The organism is Luteibacter sp. PvP120, assembly GCF_054055715.1.
This window is the reverse complement of the sequence record NZ_JBSRXP010000006.1, coordinates 68,029-91,252: the sequence shown is the minus strand read 5'-3', so window position 1 is coordinate 91,252 and position 23,224 is coordinate 68,029. Positions and strand designations below refer to the sequence as shown.

The following is a 23,224-nucleotide window of genomic DNA, read 5'->3' as shown; positions in this document are numbered from 1 at the left end:
TCGTCTCCGTCGGGCTGATGACGGGGGCACGGGGAGGCAACCATCAGCCGCTGACCACCAGACCTTTCATGCGCCGATCCGTACTCACCTTGCTACTGCTGATGCCGCTCGCCGCGGCAGGGCAGACCGCGTCGGTGGGCTCGGATGCCACGGCCACGCGTCTGCTGTCGCAGCAGCCGGATGCCTACGCCCGGACCAACGCGGGCTCGCTGCCACTGTGGCGCGCCCCCGACGGCCGGATGCTGGCCCTCCAGGCCGATGACCGCGCCGATCCGTCCAAGCCGCTGGCGCTGCATGCCGTGGATGCGGGTCCGTTCCTTGCCAGCGGCCTGCAGTACGACCTCGGCCCTCGCCTCCAGGCGCATGCCAGCGTGAGTGGGCAGGGCTGGGCGAACACCGCCGCGTCCTGTGCCACCGCCGCGTCCAGCAGCCTCGACAGCCGCTGTTACACGCCTGGGGCACCGCCGCGCATCGTCGGTAGCGAAGTCGGCGCCACGTTCCGCGGCACGGGCTACAGCGTCGGCCTCGGCGTCGGTTCCAGCCGGCCCACGGGCGGCGGCGCCGCGCTGCCGCGTGTCCTGCCGGGTCTGGCGACGGCCTCGGGCCTGCCGGTCAATGCCTTGTCCTCCAGCACTGAACTCAACGCACACGGCCGGGTCGACCTGGGCGCGCGCAGCGGCATCGACCTGGGCGCCAGTGTCGGTCGCATCCGGCTCCTGCCCGGTAACCTGCTGGGCATCGGTTCGGTTGACCAGAAGGCCCTGAGCTTCGGCGTCGACCGCGGCCCCATCTCCGGTGCGATCACCGGCCGCACCATGCAGCCGGAAGCCAACATCGTGAATGGCCTCAACCCGGACCGCCGCTGGAGCGCTGTCGACCTTGGCGTGACCTTCCGGCTGCCCTGGCGTGGCGAGCTGTCGGTCGGCGCACAGAACGTGTGGTCGTCCGGCAATGCCCCCACATTGCCCGCCGGGCCCGAGCCCGACCAGTCCCGAACACCCTACGTCCAATACCACCAGGACCTCTGAAAAACCCGCCCCCATGAGGCGGGTTTTTTGTTTACACATGGTTGGTTCGCGCATGGATATGCGTTATCCGCGCAAAGGTGTGTAGGAGCGCACGATGTGCGCGAAAAGCCAATAAAGCGGTGAAGCGGCACCGCTCGAACAAGAGCCGGCGGGTAGGCCCCTCGGGGCCACGCCTGCGGCGACCCGTCAAGGAAAGGCCGCTGGCGCGGCCGTGTACCTGGTTCGCGCACATCGTGCGCTCCTACGCGCGGCCGTGTATCTATTGCCCTACGGGGCGGGTCGGGCTTCGAACGGGGGTTTCCGATTCGCCCTCCGTGGCTCAGCGGAAACGGCCGGCCGTCCTGGCCGGCCCCCTGCGGGCTTTTTCCGTTCGAAGCCCTCGCCTGCGGCTACCGGCCCCGAGGGGGCTACCCGCCGGCTCTTCCAATGACTGAGGTGGGTTGTGACGCGAGCGACCGCAGACGTGCAGGGTATGGCGTCGCCGCTTTGTTGGCTTTTCGCCCACATCGTGGGCTCCTACCCCAGGGGTAGGACAGGTCGCCGCATATCCAACGCGTGATCCGCCGTCTGGGGGGGGTAGGAGCGCACGCACGTGCGCGAACCCTCGACACACCTAAGGCGACCGATGCCATGCACACCAGGCAAGCGAGCGTTCCCACCCACGAAGCGAAACCCCGCTCTTCGCTCTCCCCACACGCGACCTCAGTCGTCGAAAGAGCCGGCGGGTGCCACCCTCGGGGCCGGTAGCCGCAGGCGAGGGGTTCGAACGGACAAGGCCCGAAGGGGGCCGGCCAGGACGGCCGGCCGTTTCCGCTGAGCCATGGATGGCGAATCGGAAACCCCCGTTCGAAGCCCGACCCGCCCCGTAGGGGAATATATAAACGGCCGCGCACGCGGCCCTTCCTTGACGGGTCGCCGCAGGCGTGGCCCCGAGGGTGGCACCCGCCGGCTCTTGCTCCAACACCTCAAGACGCCAACACCTCAAGACGCCAACACCTCAAGACGCCAACACCTCAAGACGCCAACACCTCAAAACTCCAATGCCCCACCCCCTCAGCGCCCCTGCCCACGAATCCGCACATCACCGCTGAACGACTCCACGTGGATGGTGCCATTGCCGCTGCCGATCGTGGTTTTCAGTTCCTTGCCCGGGCCATCCTCACCCTTGGACGGCGTGCCGAAATCGCTGCGCAGGTCGCCACTGAACGTCGATGCTTCCAGCCGGGCGGAGGTGTCGCCCGGAAGCTGGATCTGCACGTCGCCGCTCATGGAATCGACGGTGAGCTTGCCGTCCCGGACCAGGCCGCCGGTAACTTGGGTATCGCCCGAGACGGTGCTGAAATTGGCCTCTTTCCAGGGGCCGCCGCCGACGGTCATCCGGCCGGAGACGGTCTGCGCCTCGACGCGGTCGGTGACCGAGGGGGCGGTGATATCGCCCGATACGGTCTGCAGATCGGCCTTGCCCGCTCGGCCGGCGAGGTCGATGGTGCCACTGACGGTCTGCATGGTGACTTCGGGTGAGCGCAGGTTGGCGCGGACCCTTCCGCTCACGGAATCGACATCGATCTTGCCGCCATCCAGGCCGTCCATGCTCACCGGCGCGCTGACCACGTTGATGGACACCGACACCGAGCGCGGCACGCGGATGTTGAGCACGGTGGGCTGCATGCGGGTGTCGTTGCCCCAGCTGAGCCAGTTGCCCTTCTTTTCGTCGCCTTCGACATGGATATCGACCTCGCGATTGTCGCCGTCGATCTCCAGGGGACGGGCGCCGTCGCCGAGGGTGCCGGACACCTGGATCTGGTTCTTGTCCCAGGCGGTGACAGTGACCTCGCCCTTGACGTTGTCGATGGTCACCTTGGCGTCGGGTCGAATGTCTTTCGACAGGTTGATCGGGGTCGAGGCCATGGCCTGACCGATCGAGAACGCCAGCAGCAGGGGAGTGAGATAGAGCGTTTTCATGGGGGTGTCCTGGCTGTACGTGTTTAGCCGGCTTGCTTTTCGAGATTGCGCAGGCGATCGCGCTGGCGTTCGGTACGCAGCAGCAGTCGCTGCAGCGCAGGGGATTCGGGGGAGTCCTGCATGGCCTGGGTCAGCTCCATGTGGGCAGCGTCGAGCTCGACCGCGGCGCCGGACAGGCGAGGATCGCTGGGCTTCCAGACCTGCCGGCTGGCCAGGCCATCGCCGCCTGCCGGCCCGACCAGGTGCAGGCCGAGGCCGCCACCCAGTACGGCGACGCCGGCGATGGCGGCGGCCATCAGCCAGGGCTGCGCGCGTCGGCGCCGGGGGGCGGCGAGGGCGGCGCGCGCGGTCGACTCGTCCAGCCGCGCGTCGATGTCGGCCCAGAGGTCGCGATGCGGCGTGACCGGGCGGTTGAGCGAGCGCATCTGGCGCAGGTAATCGAGTTCGTTCATGGTGTGTCTCCCAGGGCGCGGCGGAGCAGCCCGCGCGCACGGTGCAACTGAGCCTTGGAGGACCCCACCGCCATACCCAGCTCGGTGGAGATCTCTTCGTGTTTCCAGCCTTCCACGTCGTGCAGTACCAGCACGGCGCGCGCGCGCGGCGGAAGCGCGGCGATGGCTTTTTCGAGTTCGTCGCGCTCGACGGCGCGCACGGGATTGTCGGTGGACATGATGTCCGGCAGGTGGTCGTCGTCCATGATGCTGACCGGATCGGCGTTGCGGGCGCGTATGGACATCAGCGCCACGTTGACTGCCAGCCGGTAGACCCAGGTGCCGAAGGCGCTTTCGAAGCGGAAGCCGTCCAGTTTCTGCCAGGCACGGACGAAGGCCTCCTGAGTGAGGTCTTCGGCACGGGCATGGTCGAACGCGGCCAGCCGCAGGACGGCGCCGTAGACGCGATCGGCGTGGCGGCGATACAGCGTCTCGAAGGCCTTGCGGTCGCCGGCGATCGCCGCGCGGACCACCGCGTCGTCGGTGGTCGCGACGACGGGCGGCTCAGACGGCATCAGGGCGGTGGCGGTGAGGCATAGGGCATTCATCTTGCCAGCTTGGATGCCGGCAAGGGCGAAACGGTTTAACGATCAGGCGACGTTGGTCGCCTTGCGCTCCAGCGCGGCATCGAGCGCGTCGCTGACGCGGGTGCGTTCGGCCTTCAGTCGCGACGGCATACGCTCGCCGAAGCCGTCCAGATAGAGTCCGATGGCGCGAAGTTCCTCGGTCCATCCCTCCACGTCCACATGGAGCAGGTCGTCCAGCGCGCCGGGCTTGAGCGACAAGCCATCGGTGTTGAGCTCGCCCGCGGCGGGTACGATCCCGATGGGTGTCTCGACGCCCTGGGCCTTGCCCGTCACGCGCTGGATCATCCAGTCCAGCACGCGCAGGTTCTCGCCGTAGCCCGGCCACATGAAGCGGCCTTCGGCATCCTTGCGGAACCAGTTGACGTGGAAGATCCGCGGCAGCCTGGCGCCGGGCTTGTCGAACGACAGCCAGTGGGCGAAGTAATCGGCGAAGTTGTAGCCGCAGAAGGGTTTCATCGCCATGGAATCGCGGCGAAGCACGCCCACGGCGCCCGTGGCGGCGGCCGTGGTTTCCGAGCCCATCGATGCGCCGACCAGCACGCCGTGCGCCCAGTCGCGGGCTTCGAACACCAGCGGCACCAGGGACGGACGGCGGCCACCGAAGACGATGGCCGAGATCGGCACGCCGGCGGCGTCCTCCGACTCCGGCGCCCAGCTGGGGCATTGCCTGGCGCTGACCGTGAAGCGGGAATTGGGATGGGCGGCCGGACCGTGGGTGCCGTCGAATGGGCGGCCCTGCCAGTCGGTGGCCGGCTCGCCTTCGCCCAGGCCTTCCCACCAGGGACGCTGGTCGGCGGTGAGGGCGACATTGGTGAAGATCGCATCGTGGCCCAGCGTGGCCAGCGCGTTGGGGTTGGTCCCCGCACCGGTGCCGGGTGCGACGCCGAAGTAACCCGCTTCGGGATTGATCGCCCAGAGGCGTCCATCCGCGCCCGGTGTCATCCAGCAGATATCGTCGCCGACGGTCCAGACCTTCCAGCCCGCCTCCCGGTAGCCCTCGGCGGGAATCAGCATGGCCAGGTTGGTCTTGCCGCAGGCCGACGGGAACGCCGCGGCGATGTAGTGCTTTTCGCCCTGCGGGTTTTCCACGCCGACGATGAGCATGTGCTCGGCGAGCCAGCCCTCACGGCGTGCCTGGTGACTGGCGATACGCAGCGCATGGCATTTCTTGCCGAGCAGCGCGTTGCCGCCGTAGCCGGAACCGATCGACTTGATCGACAGTTCCTCGGGGAAATGCATGATGAAGCGGCGTTCCGGGTCCAGGTCGCCCGTGGAATGCAGGCCCTTCACGAAGCGGCCTTCGCGTTCGATACGTGCCAGGGAGGGCGCACCCATGCGCGTCATGATGCGCATGTTGGCCACGACGTAGGGGCTGTCGGTGATTTCCACGCCGCAGCGCGAGAGCGGCGAGTCGATCGGGCCCATGCAATAGGGGATGACGTACATCGTGCGTCCGCGCATCGCGCCTTCGAACAAGGCATCGATCTTGGCGTGCGCTTCCGCCGGCGCCATCCAGTGGTTGTTCGGGCCGGCATCGTCCTGCTCGGGGGTGCAGACGAAGGTGAGGTGTTCGACGCGCGCCACGTCCGACGGATGCGAGCGGTGCAGGTAGCTACGCGGGTTGCTCGCCTCGTTCAGCGGCAGCAGGTCGCCGCTGGCGAGCATGGTGCGGACCAGTCCGGCGTACTCGGCATCGGAGCCGTCGCACCAGTGGATGGACGCGGGACAGGTGAGGCGGGCGGCCTCGTCGACCCATCGGTTCAGTGCTTCCAGGGAACTGCCGTCCAAACGCATCCGTCGTGGTCTCCAGTAAAAGTCCATGGAGACAGTAGTTTGCGATGCGTGGTATTGGCAAGGCACGGTGCAGCAAAACGGCACCGTGCCATTCAGGCGCGATCAGTCGTTGACGTGCGCCGGCGTCAGCGTGGCGATCATGTGCTCGACATAAGCGTCGAATTCCTCATGACTGAGGCGGGGCAGTCCGAGCGTGAAGTTGAGCTGCAGGAAGCCGACATAAGCCGCGTAGGTGAGGCGCGAGCGATGCAGGGCGACGACCGGGTCCAGCCCGGCCTCACTGTAGAGCCGGGTCAGGAACTCCATCCGGCGCTGGGAGACGCGCGACATCACCGGGACCACCTGCGGGTGGTCCAGTGCCTTCAACAGGGCCGCATAGACGCGATGGGGCTGCATCTCGTGAGCCACGCGCCGGAACAGCTCAGGGAAGCGCTCGAGCGGATCGGGAATGCGCTCGATCTCCGCGAGCACCTCGCGTTCGCCGTATTCCTCCCAGCGTTCCAGGGCCGCCTGCAGCAGCGCCTCGCGCGTGCGGAAGTGCCAGTAAAAGCTGCCCTTGGTGACGCCTAGCCGGCGCGCAAGGGCTTCCACCGCAAGGGCGCCCACGCCCTGTTCGGCGATAAGGGCCAGCGCGCCGTCTTCCCAGTCTTCGGCAGAGAGGCGGACTCGTTCGTTCTTGGCACCGTCGTTCATCGCCGCATGGTAGCGGAGCCGCCGCGGTTTGCAATCCAGGGGCCTTCGGAGGTGCTGCATAAGACCTTGACTTGGAAGCCATTGCATGACCGTACGCGGGCGTATTGACGCACCCGCCCGACACCCACATACTCCACCGTATGGTTGCTGATGCCCTTTCTGCCTGCCCGACCCCGACCCGCCTCGTCGCCATGGACGGGGTGGCGCTGTCGATCGAGCGCAGGATAGGGCACCGATCGCCGACCCTGCTGTTCGCCCACGGCTTCGGCCAGACGCGCCATGCCTGGACCGGCGCCGCGGTGGCCCTGGCGGAGCAGGGCTTCGGCAGCACCACGTTCGATGCCCGGGGTCACGGCGAGAGCGACCGCCTGCCTCGCGGTGAATACCACATGCAGCAGTTCGTGGACGACCTGCTGGTCGTGGCGGCGGCCTCCGCTTCGCCGGATGGCAGGCCTCCGGTTCTGGTGGGCGCGTCGATGGGCGGCCTGCTGGGCCTTGCCGCGGCGGGTGGATCGTCCGGAGCTGCGCCGTTCTCGGCGCTCGTGCTCGTCGATATCACGCCGAGGTGGGAAACCGCGGGGGTGGAACGTATCCTCGGCTTCATGCGCGCTCACCCCCACGGCTTCGCCAGTTACGACGAGGCGGCCTCGGCCATCGAGGCGTACCTGCCCCAGCGTCGCGAGCGCAAGACGGCGACGCAGCTGGCGCCGCTGCTGCGCCGGGGAGACGACGGCCGGCTGCGCTGGCACTGGGACCCGGCACTGCTCGACGGCATGGTGGCCGAGAGCGAACGCTACCAGCCGCAGTTGTTCGAAGCGGCGGCGCGGGTCAGTGTGCCGGTGCTGCTGTTGTCGGGTGCCCGCAGCGATGTCGTCTCCAGCCAGACGGTGGAGGAATTTCTCCGGCTGGTGCCGCACGCGCGACATGTCAGCCTTCCCGGGGCAACCCATATGGTGGCGGGGGATGCCAACGACGCGTTCACCCGCGAGATCGCCCTGTTCCTGCGTACGCTCTGAAACGCTCCACGCCGTACCCGATACCCTTTTCCGTAGTTCGACTGTAACGAGGTGATTCCGATGTCTGCGATCCTGGTTGTGCTGGCGGCGCTCATCGCCTCCGGTGCCTGTGCCTACCACCGCACGTCCCTGAAGACGTGGGCCATCGCCACGGGCGTGACCATCCTCGTGGTCGGCGTGCTTGCCGGCGCGCCGGTGACCACCGTGGTCCTGCTCATCCTGCTGGCCCTCGTCGCCGCGCCGCTGATGATGGTGGACTTCCGTCGCAAGAAGATCAGCGCGCCGCTGCTGTCCCTGTTCGCCAAGGTCACCCCGAAACTGTCGGACACCGAACAGACTGCGCTAGAGGCCGGCACCGTCGGTTTCGAGGGCCAGTTGTTCTCGGGCAAGCCGGAGTGGTCCGAACTGCTGCGCCAGCCGCGCCCGGAGCTGTCGGTCGAGGAACAGGCCTTCCTCGATGGCCCGGTCGAGGAACTGTGCAGCATGATCGACGACTGGCAGATCACCCACGAGCTGGCCGACCTGCCGCCGAACGTCTGGGACTTCATCAAGAAGAACAAGTTCTTCGGCATGATCATTCCCAAGAGCTACGGTGGCCTTGGCTTCTCGGCGCTGGCCCATTCGGCGGTGCTGCAGAAGCTGTCCAGCATGTCGCAGACGGTGGCGTCCACCGTCGCCGTGCCCAACTCGCTCGGGCCTGGCGAACTGCTGATGCATTACGGCAGCGACGAGCAGAAGAACCACTACCTGCCGCGCCTGGCCGATGGCCGTGAAATTCCCTGCTTCGCTTTGACCGGCCCCTACGCGGGTTCCGATGCCACCTCCATCCCCGACTTCGGCATCGTCACCAAGGGTGTATGGAACGGCGAAGAGACGGTCGGTATCCGCCTCACCTTCGACAAGCGTTACATCACGCTGGCCCCGGTGGCGACCATCGTCGGCCTGGCCTTCCGCATGTACGACCCGGACAAGCTGCTGGGCGACAAGGAAGACCTCGGCATCACGCTGGCGCTGCTGCCGCGCGAAACCCCGGGGCTGGAGATCGGGCGCCGCCATTTCCCGTTGAATACGCCGTTCCAGAACGGCCCGGTGCACGGCAAGGACATGTTCGTGCCGTTGTCGGTGCTGATCGGCGGCCCGCACATGGCCGGCCAGGGCTGGCGCATGCTGGTCGAGTGCCTGTCGGTGGGTCGTGCCATCTCGCTGCCGTCGAACGCCACCGGTGCCTCGCGCATGGCGGTGTCGGCCACGGGCTCGTATGCACGCATGCGCAAGCAGTTCGGCCTGGCCATCGGTCGGTTCGAGGGCGTGGAAGAAGCCCTGGCCCGGATCGGTGGCCTCACCTATGCCATGCAGGCGCTGTCGCGTGCCACGGCCGCTGCCGTGGACCGCGGTGAAAAGCCCGCCGTGCCGTCGGCCATCGCCAAGTACCACGCCACGGAGTGGTGCCGCCAGATCGCCTCCGACGCTATGGACGTGCACGGTGGCAAGGGCGTCATCCTCGGCCCGAAGAACTACATGGGGCGCGGCTGGCAGTCGGTGCCCATCGCCATCACGGTGGAAGGCGCGAACATCATGACGCGCAGCCTGATGATCTTCGGCCAGGGTGCCATCCGCTGCCATCCTTACGTGCTGAAGGAAATGCAGGCCCTGGGCATCGCCGACTACCGCGAGCGCCTGAAGACCTTCGACAAGGCACTGTTCGGTCATATCGGCTTCGGCATCTCCAATGCGGTGCGCAGCTTCGTACTGGGCATCACGGCCGCGAAGATCGGTGACACCGCCGGCGACGCCTACACGCGCCGCTACTACCGCAAGCTCAACCGCTACTCGGCGGCGCTGGCGCTGTGTGCGGACGTCGCCATGGGCGTGCTGGGCGGCAAACTGAAGTTCAAGGAGAAGCTGTCGGCTCGCCTGGGCGACGTGCTGTCGTACCTGTACATCGCCAGTGCGATGCTCAAGCGCTACGAGGACACAGGTCGGCCGGAATCCGACCGTCCGCTGCTGGCCTGGGCGTTCCACCAGTGCGTGTGGAACATGCAGATGGCGCTGGACGGCGTGATCCGCAACTTCCCCGTGCGCCCGGTGGCCTGGCTGCTGCGGGCCCTCGTCTTCCCGTTCGGTCGGCGCGAAGTGCCGCCGTCGGATCGCCTGGGTCGTCGCGTCGCCGCGCTGATCACCGCGCCCAGCGAAGCCCGCGACCGCCTTACCACCTGGAGCTACACGACGCCTACGGCAAACAACACCGTGGGTCGCATGAATGCGCTGTTGCCCGATGTCATCGCCGCCGAGCCGGTGGAGCGCAAGTTCGTCAAGGCGCTCAAGGGTGGCCAGCTGAAGGCGCACACGTACAACGAGCAGCTGGCCGAAGCGGAGAAGCTGGGCGCCATCAACGCTGCCGAGCGCGAACTGCTGCAGCGTGTGCGTGATGGCGTGGCGGAGTTCATCGCGGTGGACGATTTCGATACCGAGGAACTTCGCGCCAATGTGATTCGCAACGCGGAACAGATGAAGGCGGTACGCGCGGCGTAACGTCCGCTAACGATCGTTGCTGTCATGCAAAGGGGCCACGAGACATCGTGGCCCCTTTTTTTGTGCGCCATCCCCACCATCGCAACATGGACACGCATCAAGGCATCGTGGCCGGCACCCATCGCGACATGGGAATGCACCACGGCACCGCGGCGGTGTGTAGGAGCGGACGATGTCCGCGAACCCTCACGGTTACGCCCTGCGAACAACGCCATGCCTCACCATCCTGGCAGGCGTTTCCCTCAGCCGAACGAAGCCGGCATACGGACCGAAAACGCTCGCCCGTGCAAACGGTCTCGCCTCATTCGCGATAGGTGGGTTGAGGGTTCGCCGACATCGTCGGCTCCTACCGGACGCCGGGGCGTTGTGTCAGACACGGTCGGTCATGATGCCGGGCGTGGTATCGGACGCGCCGCCGGTCGTTGCGTCGTCAGTCTGACGGGCAGGCGTCCTGCAATGCCTCGACTTCGAGCAACCTCGCCTCGACCTCATCGCGTGTGTGCGCGCGGAACAACTGCGGCGCGGCGCGACGCAGGGCACGGCAGTCCAGCTGCGTGAGCCGGTCGCGCACCTGGAGCAGCTGGCCGGGATGCATGCTGAATTCTTCCAGGCCCATCGCCAGGAGCAGGGCGGTGAAGCGTGTATCGCCGGCGATCTCGCCGCACAGGCTGACGGGCTTCTTCGCCCGGCGCGCGCTGGCGATGACGTGGGCGATCAGTCTCAGGAAGGCCGGCTGCAAGGGATCGTAGATGCCTTCCAGGGCGTCGTTGTTGCGGTCTGCTGCCAGCACGTACTGGGCGAGGTCGTTGGTGCCGATGGCCAGGAAGTCGGCCTTCTCGAGGATGGAGGTGACCCCGATGGCGGCGGCCGGTACCTCGATCATGGCGCCCAGGTCGATCCGCTCGGGCAGTTCGTGGCCGGCACGGGCCAGGTCCTCACGCGCCTTCTTGACCAGCCGGCGCACCTCGGTCATCTCGCCCAGGTGCGTGATCATCGGCACGAGGATACGCACGGGACCGTAGCAGGCCGCGCGCAGGATGGCGCGCAGCTGCACGCTGAAAATGTCGGGATAGCGTAGCGAGAGGCGCACGCCACGCACGCCCAGGGCCGGATTATCCTCGCCGCGGATGGCCAGGCCGGCGGAATCCGCCTTGTCGGCACCCAGGTCCAGCGTGCGGATGGTGACGGGCAAACCGCCCATGCCGAGTACCACGTCGCGGTAAGCGACGAACTGTTCCTCCTCGGAGGGCAGGCCACGCTGGCGCAGGAACAGGAATTCGGAGCGGTACAGGCCGACGCCATCGGCGCCGCGGGAACGGGCAAGGGTGACGTCGCTGGTCAGCTCCGCGTTGGCATAGAGCCGCACGTGGGCGCCATCGCGGGTATGTGTCGGCGCGGTGGCCAGCGCGGCCAGGCGCCGGCCTTCCGCAGCGGCCTGGCGTTGCCATTGCCGGTAGCGGGCGAGATCCTGCGCGGTGGGATGGACGATGACCTCGCCGTGCTCGGCGTCGATCAACACGAGGTCGTCGTCGTTGATCGTCGCCAGCGCGTCCTTGGTCCCGACCACCATGGGCAGGTTGAAGCTGCGCGCCAGGATGGCGCTGTGCGAATAGATGCTGCCGGCGCTGGCGATGACGCCGAGCATGCCCTGGCCCGCCATGCTCGCCATGTCGGCCGGCGCGACGGTGTCGCTGACGATGATCTCGCCGACGCGTGCGGCCAGCTTGCGTTCCTCGCGGCTGGACTGCTGGAGCAGCGCGGACATCACCCGCCCGATGACCTGGTCGATGTCTTCGCCGCGGCTCTTCAGGTAGGGGTCGTTCATCGCGTCGAACACGGCTGCGAGGCGATCGCGCTGCATCTTGAGCGCGGCGCTGGCCGTGTAGTGGCCGACGGATACCAGTTCGTCCAGGCCGCGCAGCAGTTCCTGGTCGTCCAGCAGGAGGCTGTGGGCGTCGATGAAGTCGCCGACCTCGCGGGCGAGCGCGCCGTGCAGCTTGCCGCGCAGTTCGCGCAGTTCCGTACGCGCGCTGTCGATCGCCTTGTGCAGGCGCTCGATTTCCGGGGCGACTTCGGTGTCCTCGAGCATTCGCGTGTCGACGGCGTAGATGCTCGGCTGGACCAGGCGCGCACGACCCAGGGCCATGCCCCGGGCGGCTTGCGTACCGGTCAGCAGGTACCTCATGGGGGGCTGGCGCTATGAGCGTGATGGGTCATGGATCAGGCGCCTTCGTCGAACTTGCGGTCGAAGAGGTCGACCACGGCGGCCAGCGCGGCCTCCGCGTCGTCGCCTTCGGCGCGCACGGTGAGCGACGTGCCCATGCCGGCGGCCAGCATCATCACGCCCATGATGCTCTGCGCGTTCACTTCACGGCCCTTGCTGATGAGCCAGACCGTGGACTTGAAGCCCGCCACCAGTTGCACGAGCTTGGCGGAGGCACGCGCGTGCAGGCCCAGCCGGTTGGATACCACGATGTCCCGTTCAAGCATGGTCGATGAAGATCCCGCCGCGACCGCCGCTGGCCGCTATCTCGGCCAGTTCGGTCAGCGATTTTTCCGAATAGTTGAGTACGCGCAGCAGCATGGGCAGGTTGAGCCCCGATACGCAGCGGAGGTGGACGCCCAGTTCGCTCAGCGACAAGCCGATATTGCACGGCGTGGCGCCGTAGAGGTCGGCCAGCACCAGTACACCGTCGCCGTGGTCGAGGTCGCGGGCGTGCTTGGCGGTGAGCGTGCGCATGATGTCCGGATCGGAGCTGGGCGGGACTTCGACCGCGTCGACGTCCATGGGCAGCTTGGGCATGACGTGGCGGGCAGCCGAGATCAGCGCCTTGCCGACGGCTTCGTGGGTCATGAGGAGCACACCGACGCTCATGGCCCGGGTACTCGCACTGGCTTGGGCTGGGTCATGGGGTCACTCGAGTTCGCGATGGAAGGTAAGTACGTTGCCGCGTTCCGAGCGGAAATGCTGGGCCAGCTTCTCGACCATGTAGACCGAGCGATGGCGGCCCCCTGTGCAGCCGATGGACACCGTGACATAGCTGCGGTCCTCACCTTCGAAGCGTGGCAGCCAGGTGTCTAGCCAACGGGCGACGTCGGCATAGTACTCGCCCACGAGTGGATTGGCGTCGAGGAATTCGCGCACCGGCAGGTCGCGGCCGGAAAACGGCCGCAGGCGAGGATCCCAGTGGGGGTTGGGCAGGCAGCGGGCGTCGAAGACGAAATCGGCATCCGACGGCAGTCCGCGGCGGTAGGCGAAGGACTCGAACAGCAGGGTGGTGCCGTCCGAGGCGGCCGCGTAGCCCGTGGCGAACAGGCGGCGCAGCTGGTGGACGTTGAGGTCGCTGGAATCGATGACCTTTTCGGCGATGGACACGAGCGGGCGCAGCAGGCGCCGTTCTTCCGCGATGGAATCGGCCAGCGAGCGTTTTTCCGCCGCCAGCGGGTGGCGGCGGCGTGTTTCCGAATAACGCTTGATGAGGACGTCGTCGCGGCTGTCGAGGAAGATCAGGTGCACGTGCACGCCGGCCGTGGACAGCTCGGAAAGCACATGGGGCATGCGCGAGAGATCGATGCGGCGATTGCGCACGTCCACCCCGACAGCGATGCGTCGGCGCGGACCGTGCTCGCCCTGGCTGACGGCGGCGACCAGCTGAGGGATCAGTTCCGCCGGCATGTTGTCGACGCAGTAGAACTCGAGGTCCTCCAGCGCGCGCAGGGCGACGGTCTTGCCGCCCCCGGACATGCCCGTGAGCACCACGAGGTGGATGCCTTCTGGCTCGACGATGGGGCTCATGACGTCCTCGTTCATCTCGGTCACCATGGCGGTAGCCGGCGCATCTGGTGCGCCTGGCGGTCGATGAAGGTCTGTGCCGGATCGATGCCCTTGCTCTTGAGCACGTGGTTGCGCACGGCGGCTTCGACCAGCACGGCAAGGTTGCGGCCCGGCGCGACCGGGATGGTGATCTTGGGGACGTCCACGTCCAGCACGTTGCGCCGGCTGACATCGCCAGTGAGACGGGTCATGCCGTCGATGTCCTCGCCGGAGGTGAGCGGCTTGAGGTGGACGACCAGGCGCAGGTATTTGGAGGGCTTGACTGCCGTGTGGCCGAACATCTCGCGGATGTTGAGCACGCCCAGGCCGCGGACCTCGAGCAGGTCCTGCAGGAGTTCGGGGCAGGCGCCGTCGATCACGTCCGGAGCGATCAGCGTGAACTCGGTGGCGTCGTCCGCCACCAGCCGGTGGCCGCGGCTGATCAACTCGAGGGCGAGCTCGCTCTTGCCCGAGCCGGGCTCACCGGTGATGAGCACGCCGATGGAGAAGACCTCGAGGAAGACGCCGTGAAGGGTGACGCGGGGCGCCAGCGTGCGGGCCAGGTGGTACTGAAGGTAGGTGAGCAGCTCATGGCCGCGCTTGGTGCTCTGCCAGAGCGGGGTGTCGGTTTCTTCCGCGACCTCGCGAAGGTCGGGGGGGATCGACTGGTCTTTCGTGACGATCAGCGCGGCCGGCTGGTAGGCGGCGATCTTGTGGATCACTTCCCAGCGCTGGCGCGACTCCAGCCCGTCGAGGAAATTGAGCTCCTCGGTGCCGATGATCTGGATCTTGTTGGGATAGATGACGTTGAGGTAGCCGACCAGCGAGGGCCGGCGGCTCTGCTTGGCGTTGGGCTCGAGCACGCGTGACTCACCGCGCATGCCCGCGGCCCAGCGCAGCGCCATGCGGTCGTAAACGCCGTCGAAGAGTTGTCTGGCGGTGAGCCGGTCCACGCGTGAGATCCCTTTGGATGGCAAGACCGGCGCGAAAACGCCGGCCAGGGGGCTATTGTGCCATCAAACGCGCGGTGGCTTGCCCGGCGGCGCCTGAGGGCGGCCGCCGGGCGGTGGGGTCAGCTGGTGCTGGCGACGCGTGCGTCGCGGCCTTCGCTGTTGTGGTGATCCTTCAGTTTTTCCTTGTGCTTGCGCAGCTGGTCGGCCAGTTTGCCGATCATGGCGTCGATGGCCGAGTACAGGGTGTCACCCTTGTTGTCGTCTTCGAGGCGGGCAATCCCTTCGGCATGCAGGCGGGTGCCGGCGCAGTGCAGGGTGCCACCGGCCTTGTGTTCGTTCTTGTCGACGGAAAGAACCACGTCGAGGGCTTTGATGTTGTCGAAAAGGCGTTCGAAGCGGCTGACTTGCTGCTCCACGCGCTCGCGCAGGGCGGGGGTGATATGGATGTGCTGGCCGCTGATCTGGATTTGCATGACGCCTCCTTCTTGCTGAGGGTGTCGCCGTGGGGCGACAAGATCGGAACGACGGGGGTGCCGTTCCTCAAGCCTGAACTCCTGGGACCGTGGCGCGCCGATGGGGTTCCCCCCGATGTTTCTCAACTTGCGCGTACGCGTTCACTGGAGCTGGGAATGCGCATCGCTTCCCGGTACTTGGCCACCGTACGGCGAGCGACCTGAATGCCGCGTCGATGGAGTTCTTCGGCCAGCGCCTGGTCGGACAGCGGGCGCCGGGCGTCTTCGGCCGTGATCAGCTTGCGCAGCATGGCCTGGATGGCCGTGGCCGAGGCGCTGCCGCCGTCTTCGGTAGAGACGCCGCTGGAAAAGAAGTGTTTCAGCTCGAAGGTGCCGCGCGGGGTGTGCATGTATTTGCGCGTGGTGACCCGGGAGATGGTCGATTCGTGCATGCCCACCTCTTCGGCCACCTCGCGCAGCACCAGGGGATGCATGGCTTCCGGGCCGTAATCGAGGAAGGCGCTCTGCCGGCGGACGATGACCTCGGCGACCTTGGTCAGGGTTTCCGCACGGGATTGCAGGCTTTTCAGCAGCCAACGGGCCTCCTGCAACTGGCCCTTCATCCAGGTGGCGTCGTCGCCGCGTGCCCGGGCGATCAGGTTGCAGTAATGCTGGTTGAGACCCAGCCGCGGCTGGGAGTCGGGATTCAGGCTGACGTGCCAACGTCCTCCCTCGCGCCGGGCATACACGTCGGGTGCGACATATTCCACGGGGGTGGCATCCAGGGCCGCGCCGGGACGCGGATCGAGGCTGCGGATGAGGGCGGCGGCCGCGGCCACGTCGGCCTCGGCGGCTTTCAGCTTGCGGGCGATCCGGACGCTGTCGTTGCGGGCCAGCAGTTCCAGTTCCTCGTTGACGATGCGGATCGCCAGGTCGCGATACGGCGTTTCCGCCGCGAACTGGGATAACTGGCAGAGCAGGCAGTCGCGCAGGTCGAGGCTGGCGATGCCGGTGGGATCGAAGCGCTGCACGCGCTGGCGCACGGCTTCGATCTCGCCGACGCCCGGTCGCAGCTCGGCGGGCAGGGCGGCTTCCACCGCCTCCACGCCATCACGCAGGTAGCCGTCCTCATCCAGCGCGTGGATGATCGCCGTGGCGATCGCGTGGTCGCGGGGCGAGAACTGGGACAGGTTGAGCTGCCACTCCAGGTGTTGCTGCAGGCTCTGTGGCGCGGCGTTCTGCGGTTCGAAGCCGTCCTCGTCACCCCCGCCGCTGGCTCGCGAGGAGGCGCTGCCACCGTAGTCGCTCGCCTCGCCGTGGAAGCGGTCGTCCTCCCATTCCGGCGCGAGTTCTTCGGACGGGGTGGCGGTGGACTCGTCGTCCTTGGCGGACTTCGGGGTTTCCTGGCGGGACGGGTAGTCGTTATCGAAGTCCGGCCCGTCCGTGGACTCGCCGTCCGGATCGGCTTCCGCCTCGGCATCCTCGGCGAACTCGAGCAGCGGGTTGCCTTCGGCAATCTGGCGGAGCTCCGCTTCGAGCTCCAGCTGCGACAACTGCAGCAGGCGGATGGCCTGCTGCAGCTGGGGCGTCAGCGTGAGCTGCTGGTTGAGGCGAAACTGGAGTCCGGGTTTCATGCCTGCGATGCGTTAGGGGTTCAATGGCATCCTAACCCCATGCGACGTGCACAACCAGCATCCGCGCAGGCCGGACGTTCCGGCCGAATTCGCGTCACGACCAGGCGTGGATCAGATCCGGAATTCACGTCCCAGGTACACCTCACGGACCTTCTCGTCGGCGAGGATGTGTTGCGGCGTGCCGCGGGCGAGCACCTCGCCGTCGTTGAGGATGTAGGCGCGGTCGCAGATGCCCAGGGTCTCGCGGACATTGTGGTCGGTGATGAGCACGCCGATGCCGCGTTCCTTCAGGTGACGAACGATGCGCTGGATCTCGCCCACGGAGATGGGATCGACGCCCGCGAACGGTTCATCCAGCAGCATGTAGCGCGGCCGTGCGGCGAGGGCGCGGGCGATCTCGACACGGCGACGCTCGCCACCGGACAGGCTGATGCCTTTCTGGTCGGCGATGTGGGCGATCTTGAGTTCGTCTAGCAGGCTGTCCAGTTCGTCGTCGCGCTGCTTCTGGGTCATGCCCTCGCGCAGTTCCAGCACCGCCATGATGTTGTCCGACACGCTGAGCCGGCGGAACACCGACGCTTCCTGGGGCAGGTAGCCGATGCCCAGCTTGGCGCGCGCGTGCATCGGCAGGCCGGTGATGTCCTTCTCGTCGAGCTTGATCACGCCGGCATCGGCCTGGATGAGGCCGACCACCATGTAGAAACAGGTGGTCTTGCCGGCACCGTTGGGACCGAGCAGGCCGACGACCTCGCCTTCGCTGATGGAAAAAGCGAAGTCGCGAACCACCTTGCGGGCGCGGAAACGCTTTTGCAGGCCTTGGGCTGAAAGCATCGGGTCAGGGCTTCTTCGGGGTGGGGGCAGGCGTGGCCGGCTTCGCAGGCGCGGCGCCCGGCGGCGGGTTCTTCGGCTGGAAGGTCATGTGCACGGGGGCGCCGCCGGAGCTTTCGCCGGTCATCGTGCTGTCCTTCGTGTTGTAGGTGAGCTTGTCGCCTTCGGCGCTGCCCTTCACCGGCTGCTTGACCTTCGCGTTGCCCGTGAGCACGGCGTAGTCCTGGTCGACCTTGTAGTCGATGTTCAGGGCCTGGCCGTCCATCGGGTTGTCGTCGTCGTCCAACTGGTGGATGGTGGCCGGCTTGCCGTCGACGATGATGCGCGTGATCGAGTTGTTGGCGTCGAGGAAACCCGTCGCCTTGTCGCCGGTGATCTTCAGCGTGCCCTGGGTGATCACCACGCTGCCCGTCCAGATGACCTTGCCGTTGGGCTGCTGCGAGCCGTCGAAGGATTTGGAATCGACGTTGGCCGGCTGCTGGCGGTCGGACTGCTTGGCGGCCACGGGCAGGCTGGCCACCAGCGCCAGTCCGAGCACCGCGAGGAGGGCCTTAGCGCTTGGCGGGCAGGTACGTGCTGTGGACTGCATCGAGGAGCTCCAGGTGCTTGGTATCGAGATTGGCGCGCATGCCAACGCCGTTCATTGTAGAGGTTCCCTGGACGATCCGGGCTGCCTCGGCCGTCTCCAGGCGGTTCTCCTTGGGCCACGCGGTGACCTCGGAGGTGTCGATGCTGGCCGGCGGCGTCTGCGCGAAGGCCACGCGGTCCATGTGGACCTTGCCCTGCAGTTTCAGCACGGTGCCATCCTTGTTGACCCAGCCGTACTGCGAATGGCCCTTCCACGGCGGCACGTCCACTTCCTTGGTGGACGGCAGCACGAAGTCGGGCGCGTTGATATAGAGCGAATCGTCACCCTCGCGCCGTTCGAGGTGCGGGGCGATGAGGGTGAAGGCCAACTTGCCCTGCTCGTTGTAGGAGTCCAGGTCGAAGTTGGTCAGCACGTAGCCCGAGCGCGGTGGGCCGACGAAATCCTGCAGTTTCTTCTGCGGTGCCACCCAGTAATACAGCAGCACGCTGGCGCCCAGCGCCACGACGAGGATGCCGGCGATGCCACCGGCGCTGCGATCCTTGAGCAGGTTGAGTGCGCTCACTGCCAGCGATCCCGTTCGGCTTCGGCCTTGCCCTGGGCGGCAAGGATCATGTCGGCGACTTCGCGGGCGGCGCCGTAACCACCGGACAGGCGGGTACGCCAGTGGGCGCGCTCCGCCACCCAGGGGTGGGCATTGGCCACGGCGACCGACAGCCCGGCGATGCCCATGGCTGGCAGGTCGGGGAGGTCGTCGCCGACGAAGGCGGCCTGCTCCGGCGTCAGGCGCAGGGCGCTGAGCAGCTCGTTGAGGCAGGCGCGCTTGTCCTTCTGGCCCTGGTAGACGTGCGGGATGCCCAGCTCCTCGGCGCGCAGGGAGACCGGATGGCTGATCCGCGCGGTGATGATCGCGACCTTGATGCCGTTTTCCTGCAGGCGCTTCAGGCCGAGGCCGTCATGCACGTGGAAAACCTTGATTTCGCGACCGTCTTCGCCGTACCAGAGGCGACCGTCGGTCAGCGTGCCATCCACGTCGAAGACGACGATGCGCACGCGGGCCGCACGTTCGGCGATATCGGCAGGAATGTCGGTGTAATGCGTATAGGCCATGGGATCGATATGGGGACGAAAGGGCGCGTCGGGGAGCCGCGCCGGGTCCGGTCGTCAGACGACGCGGGCGCGAAGCAGGTCGTGGATGTTCAGCGCGCCGACCACCTTGCCGGAGGGGTCGGTGACCAGCAGCGCGTTGATCTGGTGTTTTTCCATCAGCTGGGCCGCCTCGACGGCCAGCTTGTCCGAGCCGATGGTCTTCGGGCCGCGGGTCATCAGTTCGCCCACGGTGGCGCCGCGCAGGTCCACATCGTCGTCGTCGAGCGCGCGGCGAAGATCGCCGTCGGTGAACACACCGAGCAGGTGGCCCTCGCCGTCGATCACCGCAGTCATGCCCAGGTGCTTGCGGGTCATTTCCACCAGCGCCTCGCTGACCGAGGCGTCCACGCCGATGCGCGGCACGTCGTCACCGGTGTGCATGACATCGGCGATGTGCAGCAACAGGCGGCGCCCGAGGCTGCCGGCCGGATGCGAACGGGCGAAGTCGTCCGAGGTGAAGCCACGGGCCTCGAGCAGGGCCACGGCCAGGGCATCGCCCATGACCAGGGCGGCGGTGGTGCTGGAGGTCGGTGCAAGCCCGTGGGGACACGCCTCGGACGGCACGTTGGCGTCGATGTTGACCTCGGCCTGCCGCGCCAGCGACGACCGCGGGTTGCCCGTGATGGCGATCAAAGGTATGCCCTGGCGCTTTACCGCGGGCAGGATGAAGAGCAGTTCGTCCGTTTCCCCGGAATAGGAGATGCCCAGCAGGATGTCGTCGGGCTGGATCATGCCGAGGTCACCGTGGCTGGCCTCGGCGGGGTGGACGAAGAACGATGGGGTGCCCGTGGAGGCCAGCGTGGCGGCGATCTTGCGGGCCACGTGGCCGGACTTGCCCATGCCGGACACCACGACACGTCCCTTGCAGGCCAGGATCATCCGGCACGCCTCGACAAAGGTGGCGTCGATCTTCGTTTCAAGCGCCCGGATGGCCGCGGCTTCCGTGACGATCACCGTACGGGCGCTGCGCACGACGGCTTCGACGTTCACGGCGGAATGATCGGTGGGCGGGGCGGTGCGGGCGTTCATGCGGCCTCGGGAGTCCGGGTGGTGGCTTCTGACCCGGGATGTCCATTTCTGCGACACCGGATTTCCATTACCATTACATATTCTCATTTTATCGGCGCCGCCATCGACCGGTGGTTCAGGGTCCGTTTCGGAACCCTCCCGGGCGCGGCCCACCCCCTCATCGGAGAACCCATGGACGCTGCGCGCATCCAGGCATTGATCGAAGCCGGCCTGCCCGGTGCCAGGGTCGCCGTTCACGGCGACGACGGCGTTCATTTCGAAGCCGAAGTCGTCTCGGACCAGTTCGCCGGCAAGCTGCCGCTGGCCCGTCACCGCCTCGTCTACGCGACGCTGGGCGACCTCATGGGCGGTGCCATTCACGCCCTGGGCCTCAAAACCCTCACTCCCGACGAAGCCGCCGGCCGCCGCTGATTCCAGCGCGCCAGGCGACACGCTCGCTCTGTTTACCTTCCCAAGGCATCTCCTTCCATGGCCAAGATCCTGATCAGCGGCGGCCAGCCGCTCAACGGTGAAGTGGGCATCTCCGGCGCGAAAAACGCCGTACTGCCCATCCTCGCGTCCTGCCTGCTCGCCGACGAGCCCGTCAGCATCGGCAACGTGCCGCACCTGCACGACGTCACCACCTTCATCGAACTGCTCGGTCGCATGGGCGTGCGCGTGGTGCTGGACGATCGCATGAAGATGCACATCGACCCGCGCCCGGAAAACTCCTGTGTGGCGCCCTACGACCTGGTGCGCACCATGCGCGCCTCGATCCTGGTGCTGGGCCCGCTCGTGGCGCGCCACGGCAAGGCCGAAGTGTCGCTGCCCGGCGGCTGCGCCATCGGTTCCCGGCCGGTCGACCAGCACATCCGCGGCCTGCAGGCGCTGGGCGCTGAGGTCACCGTCGAGAACGGCTACATCAAGGCCCGCGCCGGTCGCCTGAAGGGCGCCCGCATCGTGATGGACATGGTGACCGTCACCGGCACCGAGAACATCCTGATGGCGGCGACGTTGGCTTCGGGCACCACGGTGATCGAGAACGCCGCCCAGGAGCCGGAAGTGGTCGACCTCGCCCACTGCCTGATGGCGATGGGCGCCAAGATCGACGGCGTCGGCACGTCCACGCTGATCGTCGAGGGCGTCGAGCGCCTGCACGGCGCGCACTACGAAGTGCTGCCGGATCGCATCGAGACCGGCACCTTCCTGGTCGGCGCGGCGATGACCGGCGGCAAGGTGCGCGCCCGCGGCGCGCGTGCCGACACGATGGATGCGGTGCTGCAGAAGCTGGAAGAGTCCGGCGCGCATATCAGCACCGGTCCGGACTGGATCGAGCTGGACATGGGCGGGCGCCGTCCCAAGGCGGTCAACCTGGTGACGGCGCCTTATCCCGCGTTTCCGACCGACATGCAGGCGCAGTTCACCGCGCTCAACTGCATCGCCGAAGGCGTGGGCGTCATTACGGAGACGGTGTTCGAGAACCGCTTCATGCACGCGCTGGAACTGCAGCGGCTGGGCGCCGACATCCGCCTGGAAGGCAATACCGCCATCATCACCGGCGTGCCGAAGATGACGGGTGCGCCGATTATGGCCACGGATCTGCGTGCGTCGGCCTGCCTCGTGCTGGCCGGCCTGGTCGCCGAGGGCGACACCACGGTCGACCGCGTTTACCACATCGATCGCGGCTACGAGAACATCGAGGAAAAGCTGGGCGTGCTGGGCGCGCATATCCGGCGTCTGCCGGGCTAATCCTCGCTCATCGGCGGGTCGGCGCAGTGCCCTCATGACCGCAGGAGCGCACGCTGTGCGCGACATCTTTTGAGGCTGTGCGCCGAATCCTGCGCGTCACGTCAAAAATGTCGCGTCACATGTGGAGTATTGCGAAGAGATATCGCGCACAGCGTGCGCTCCTACGGGTCGAGGGTTATTTGCCCTCGAACCGCACCAGCTCCAGCGTCAGGTCGCCACCGTCCTTCTGCGCCAGCTTGACCGGTACCGGATATTTCGCCGGCGCATACCAGGCGTTGAAGCCGCGGTCGGCGTCGGTCCGGTCGACGCGCACGGTGTCGAACGTGCCCGCGGGCACCTTCACTTTCTCCTTGCCCGACACCTTGAACTGCTGGTTCTCCACTTCTTGCTTCACCGCGACGGGGAAACTGGCCTGCTGCTTGCCATCGCGCAATGCCACGCCCAGGGCCAGGGGCAGCGTATTGCGCTCGATCATGCCCTGCGCCGCCGGGTAGCTGAAACTCTTGCTGTTGTCCTTGACCTGCACGGTGTTGCCCTGCACGGTCATGTCGCGGGTCTTCTGCTTGAAGGACGCATCCAGCTGGTAGTGGTAGCTGACCACCTGAGGCACGGAGCCAGCCCAGGTGAACCGCGAGGTTTCCGTCGAATTGGCCCCCAGCGCCGCGGCCAGGCCCGCCGTACCCTTGGTGGTGTTCGTGTATTCGTACTGGCCGTTGCCGGCCGCTTTCAGCACGATGGTGGCCTCGCCGAGCGGACTGCCGCCCTGCAGGACGTTATAGGTAGCGGTGAAGGACTGCGGCACGCTCGCGGCGAACGCGGCGGCGGGCAGGGCGAGGGCCAGCGCGAAGCCGGCGCGGATCAGTGGGTTCTTCATGGTTCCGATTCTAGCCACGCCGGCTGAATGCGCGTCGACGCGCCCACCCGGCGAACCACAAGGCGCCCGACGCC

23 protein-coding genes are annotated in these 23,224 nt (G+C 67.1%); 5 read left to right on the top strand and 18 right to left on the bottom strand.

The window, feature by feature from the left end:
- The first annotated feature begins 68 nt into the window (after nt 1–68).
- The gene (locus ACVKN3_RS13295; protein ID WP_285405812.1) at nt 69–1,028 is read left to right on the top strand and encodes a hypothetical protein; all 960 of its coding nucleotides are present in this window, start codon (nt 69–71) and stop codon (nt 1,026–1,028) included.
- Between the two features lie 1,053 nt (nt 1,029–2,081).
- Here the strand turns inward: ACVKN3_RS13295 and ACVKN3_RS13290 are convergent.
- From ACVKN3_RS13290 to ACVKN3_RS13270, 5 genes are all read right to left on the bottom strand, one after another.
- Nucleotides 2,082–2,990 (bottom strand): DUF4097 family beta strand repeat-containing protein, encoded by a 909-nt coding sequence (locus ACVKN3_RS13290; RefSeq protein WP_285406318.1) that lies wholly within the window; start codon nt 2,988–2,990, stop codon nt 2,082–2,084.
- Between the two features lie 23 nt (nt 2,991–3,013).
- A complete protein-coding gene (locus ACVKN3_RS13285) occupies nt 3,014–3,442 on the bottom strand; it encodes a hypothetical protein (protein WP_285406316.1) in 429 nt (142 codons plus the stop codon).
- Nucleotides 3,439–3,996 (bottom strand): RNA polymerase sigma factor, encoded by a 558-nt coding sequence (locus tag ACVKN3_RS13280; RefSeq protein WP_285406322.1) that lies wholly within the window; start codon nt 3,994–3,996, stop codon nt 3,439–3,441. Before ACVKN3_RS13280 ends, ACVKN3_RS13285 begins: the two co-directional genes overlap by 4 nt.
- 75 nt (nt 3,997–4,071) lie before the next feature.
- Nucleotides 4,072–5,856 carry a phosphoenolpyruvate carboxykinase (GTP) gene (locus ACVKN3_RS13275; RefSeq protein WP_354514601.1) on the bottom strand — a complete coding sequence of 595 codons (1,785 nt, stop codon included), beginning with the start codon at nt 5,854–5,856 and terminating at the stop codon, nt 4,072–4,074.
- A gap of 108 nt (nt 5,857–5,964) precedes the next feature.
- The gene (locus ACVKN3_RS13270; protein ID WP_285406314.1) at nt 5,965–6,555 is read right to left on the bottom strand and encodes a TetR/AcrR family transcriptional regulator; all 591 of its coding nucleotides are present in this window, start codon (nt 6,553–6,555) and stop codon (nt 5,965–5,967) included.
- A 140-nt stretch (nt 6,556–6,695) separates the two neighbouring features.
- Between ACVKN3_RS13270 and ACVKN3_RS13265 the strand changes: the two genes are divergently transcribed.
- Nucleotides 6,696–7,571 carry an alpha/beta fold hydrolase gene (locus tag ACVKN3_RS13265; RefSeq protein ID WP_456991897.1) on the top strand — a complete coding sequence of 292 codons (876 nt, stop codon included), beginning with the start codon at nt 6,696–6,698 and terminating at the stop codon, nt 7,569–7,571.
- Nucleotides 7,572–7,631: 60 nt separating this feature from the next.
- Nucleotides 7,632–10,103: an acyl-CoA dehydrogenase gene (locus ACVKN3_RS13260; RefSeq protein ID WP_354514599.1), complete on the top strand. Its 2,472-nt coding sequence runs from the start codon at nt 7,632–7,634 to the stop codon at nt 10,101–10,103.
- A gap of 430 nt (nt 10,104–10,533) precedes the next feature.
- Here ACVKN3_RS13260 and ptsP read toward each other — a convergent pair whose 3' ends face one another.
- From ptsP to ACVKN3_RS13200, 12 genes are all read right to left on the bottom strand, one after another.
- Nucleotides 10,534–12,288 (bottom strand): phosphoenolpyruvate--protein phosphotransferase, encoded by a 1,755-nt coding sequence (gene ptsP / locus ACVKN3_RS13255; RefSeq protein WP_285406312.1) that lies wholly within the window; start codon nt 12,286–12,288, stop codon nt 10,534–10,536.
- A gap of 35 nt (nt 12,289–12,323) precedes the next feature.
- Nucleotides 12,324–12,593 (bottom strand): HPr family phosphocarrier protein, encoded by a 270-nt coding sequence (locus ACVKN3_RS13250; protein ID WP_285406310.1) that lies wholly within the window; start codon nt 12,591–12,593, stop codon nt 12,324–12,326.
- Nucleotides 12,586–12,978: a PTS sugar transporter subunit IIA gene (locus tag ACVKN3_RS13245; RefSeq protein ID WP_345782914.1), complete on the bottom strand. Its 393-nt coding sequence runs from the start codon at nt 12,976–12,978 to the stop codon at nt 12,586–12,588. The genes ACVKN3_RS13250 and ACVKN3_RS13245 overlap by 8 nt, the downstream gene beginning before the upstream one ends.
- Before the next feature lie 39 nt (nt 12,979–13,017).
- On the bottom strand, nt 13,018–13,899 hold the full coding sequence (gene rapZ / locus ACVKN3_RS13240) for an RNase adapter RapZ (RefSeq protein WP_456991894.1): 882 nt from the start codon (nt 13,897–13,899) through the stop codon (nt 13,018–13,020).
- 20 nt (nt 13,900–13,919) lie between these two features.
- A complete protein-coding gene (gene hprK / locus ACVKN3_RS13235) occupies nt 13,920–14,822 on the bottom strand; it encodes an HPr(Ser) kinase/phosphatase (protein WP_051939046.1) in 903 nt (300 codons plus the stop codon).
- A 167-nt stretch (nt 14,823–14,989) separates the two neighbouring features.
- The gene (gene hpf / locus ACVKN3_RS13230; RefSeq protein WP_285406307.1) at nt 14,990–15,343 is read right to left on the bottom strand and encodes a ribosome hibernation-promoting factor, HPF/YfiA family; all 354 of its coding nucleotides are present in this window, start codon (nt 15,341–15,343) and stop codon (nt 14,990–14,992) included.
- Between the two features lie 122 nt (nt 15,344–15,465).
- Complete coding sequence (locus ACVKN3_RS13225; protein ID WP_036140026.1) at nt 15,466–16,956, bottom strand: RNA polymerase factor sigma-54; 1,491 nt, start codon at nt 16,954–16,956, stop codon at nt 15,466–15,468.
- Nucleotides 16,957–17,067: 111 nt separating this feature from the next.
- Nucleotides 17,068–17,787 carry an LPS export ABC transporter ATP-binding protein gene (gene lptB / locus ACVKN3_RS13220; protein ID WP_036140027.1) on the bottom strand — a complete coding sequence of 240 codons (720 nt, stop codon included), beginning with the start codon at nt 17,785–17,787 and terminating at the stop codon, nt 17,068–17,070.
- Nucleotides 17,788–17,791: 4 nt separating this feature from the next.
- A complete protein-coding gene (gene lptA / locus ACVKN3_RS13215) occupies nt 17,792–18,373 on the bottom strand; it encodes a lipopolysaccharide transport periplasmic protein LptA (RefSeq protein ID WP_036140028.1) in 582 nt (193 codons plus the stop codon).
- Nucleotides 18,336–18,935 carry an LPS export ABC transporter periplasmic protein LptC gene (lptC, locus tag ACVKN3_RS13210; RefSeq protein WP_051938635.1) on the bottom strand — a complete coding sequence of 200 codons (600 nt, stop codon included), beginning with the start codon at nt 18,933–18,935 and terminating at the stop codon, nt 18,336–18,338. The genes lptA and lptC overlap by 38 nt, the downstream gene beginning before the upstream one ends.
- Entirely contained in the window at nt 18,932–19,480 is a 549-nt protein-coding gene (locus ACVKN3_RS13205) for a KdsC family phosphatase (protein WP_354514594.1), read from the bottom strand. The genes lptC and ACVKN3_RS13205 overlap by 4 nt, the downstream gene beginning before the upstream one ends.
- A gap of 54 nt (nt 19,481–19,534) precedes the next feature.
- Entirely contained in the window at nt 19,535–20,548 is a 1,014-nt protein-coding gene (locus ACVKN3_RS13200) for a KpsF/GutQ family sugar-phosphate isomerase (RefSeq protein WP_036140031.1), read from the bottom strand.
- 171 nt (nt 20,549–20,719) lie between these two features.
- Between ACVKN3_RS13200 and ACVKN3_RS13195 the strand changes: the two genes are divergently transcribed.
- Entirely contained in the window at nt 20,720–20,959 is a 240-nt protein-coding gene (locus ACVKN3_RS13195; protein WP_036140032.1) for a BolA family protein, read from the top strand.
- A 57-nt stretch (nt 20,960–21,016) separates the two neighbouring features.
- The gene (gene murA / locus ACVKN3_RS13190; protein WP_036140033.1) at nt 21,017–22,276 is read left to right on the top strand and encodes a UDP-N-acetylglucosamine 1-carboxyvinyltransferase; all 1,260 of its coding nucleotides are present in this window, start codon (nt 21,017–21,019) and stop codon (nt 22,274–22,276) included.
- Nucleotides 22,277–22,451: 175 nt separating this feature from the next.
- Here the strand turns inward: murA and ACVKN3_RS13185 are convergent, their stop codons facing one another.
- Nucleotides 22,452–23,150 (bottom strand): DUF3108 domain-containing protein, encoded by a 699-nt coding sequence (locus ACVKN3_RS13185; protein WP_285406302.1) that lies wholly within the window; start codon nt 23,148–23,150, stop codon nt 22,452–22,454.
- Between the last annotated feature and the right edge of the window lie 74 nt (nt 23,151–23,224).

Bases quoted from the DNA above. Each gene is read 5' to 3' on its own strand.
- hpf (WP_285406307.1), bottom strand. From the start codon at position 15,343: ATGCAAATCCAGATCAGCGGCCAGCACATCCATATCACCCCCGCCCTG.
- hprK (WP_051939046.1), bottom strand. From the start codon at position 14,822: ATGGCGCTGCGCTGGGCCGCGGGCATGCGCGGTGAGTCACGCGTGCTC.
- ACVKN3_RS13285 (WP_285406316.1), bottom strand. From the start codon at position 3,442: ATGAACGAACTCGATTACCTGCGCCAGATGCGCTCGCTCAACCGCCCG.
- ACVKN3_RS13250 (WP_285406310.1), bottom strand. From the start codon at position 12,593: ATGCTTGAACGGGACATCGTGGTATCCAACCGGCTGGGCCTGCACGCG.
- ACVKN3_RS13280 (WP_285406322.1), bottom strand. From the start codon at position 3,996: ATGCCGTCTGAGCCGCCCGTCGTCGCGACCACCGACGACGCGGTGGTC.
- ACVKN3_RS13200 (WP_036140031.1), bottom strand. From the start codon at position 20,548: ATGAACGCCCGCACCGCCCCGCCCACCGATCATTCCGCCGTGAACGTC.
- ACVKN3_RS13260 (WP_354514599.1), top strand. From the start codon at position 7,632: ATGTCTGCGATCCTGGTTGTGCTGGCGGCGCTCATCGCCTCCGGTGCC.
- murA (WP_036140033.1), top strand. From the start codon at position 21,017: ATGGCCAAGATCCTGATCAGCGGCGGCCAGCCGCTCAACGGTGAAGTG.
- ACVKN3_RS13205 (WP_354514594.1), bottom strand. From the start codon at position 19,480: ATGGCCTATACGCATTACACCGACATTCCTGCCGATATCGCCGAACGT.
- rapZ (WP_456991894.1), bottom strand. From the start codon at position 13,899: ATGAGCCCCATCGTCGAGCCAGAAGGCATCCACCTCGTGGTGCTCACG.
- ACVKN3_RS13195 (WP_036140032.1), top strand. From the start codon at position 20,720: ATGGACGCTGCGCGCATCCAGGCATTGATCGAAGCCGGCCTGCCCGGT.
- ACVKN3_RS13270 (WP_285406314.1), bottom strand. From the start codon at position 6,555: ATGAACGACGGTGCCAAGAACGAACGAGTCCGCCTCTCTGCCGAAGAC.
- lptA (WP_036140028.1), bottom strand. From the start codon at position 18,373: ATGCAGTCCACAGCACGTACCTGCCCGCCAAGCGCTAAGGCCCTCCTC.
- ACVKN3_RS13290 (WP_285406318.1), bottom strand. From the start codon at position 2,990: ATGAAAACGCTCTATCTCACTCCCCTGCTGCTGGCGTTCTCGATCGGT.
- ACVKN3_RS13245 (WP_345782914.1), bottom strand. From the start codon at position 12,978: ATGAGCGTCGGTGTGCTCCTCATGACCCACGAAGCCGTCGGCAAGGCG.
- ACVKN3_RS13185 (WP_285406302.1), bottom strand. From the start codon at position 23,150: ATGAAGAACCCACTGATCCGCGCCGGCTTCGCGCTGGCCCTCGCCCTG.
- lptB (WP_036140027.1), bottom strand. From the start codon at position 17,787: ATGCTTTCAGCCCAAGGCCTGCAAAAGCGTTTCCGCGCCCGCAAGGTG.
- ACVKN3_RS13225 (WP_036140026.1), bottom strand. From the start codon at position 16,956: ATGAAACCCGGACTCCAGTTTCGCCTCAACCAGCAGCTCACGCTGACG.
- ACVKN3_RS13265 (WP_456991897.1), top strand. From the start codon at position 6,696: ATGGTTGCTGATGCCCTTTCTGCCTGCCCGACCCCGACCCGCCTCGTC.
- ptsP (WP_285406312.1), bottom strand. From the start codon at position 12,288: ATGAGGTACCTGCTGACCGGTACGCAAGCCGCCCGGGGCATGGCCCTG.
- ACVKN3_RS13295 (WP_285405812.1), top strand. From the start codon at position 69: ATGCGCCGATCCGTACTCACCTTGCTACTGCTGATGCCGCTCGCCGCG.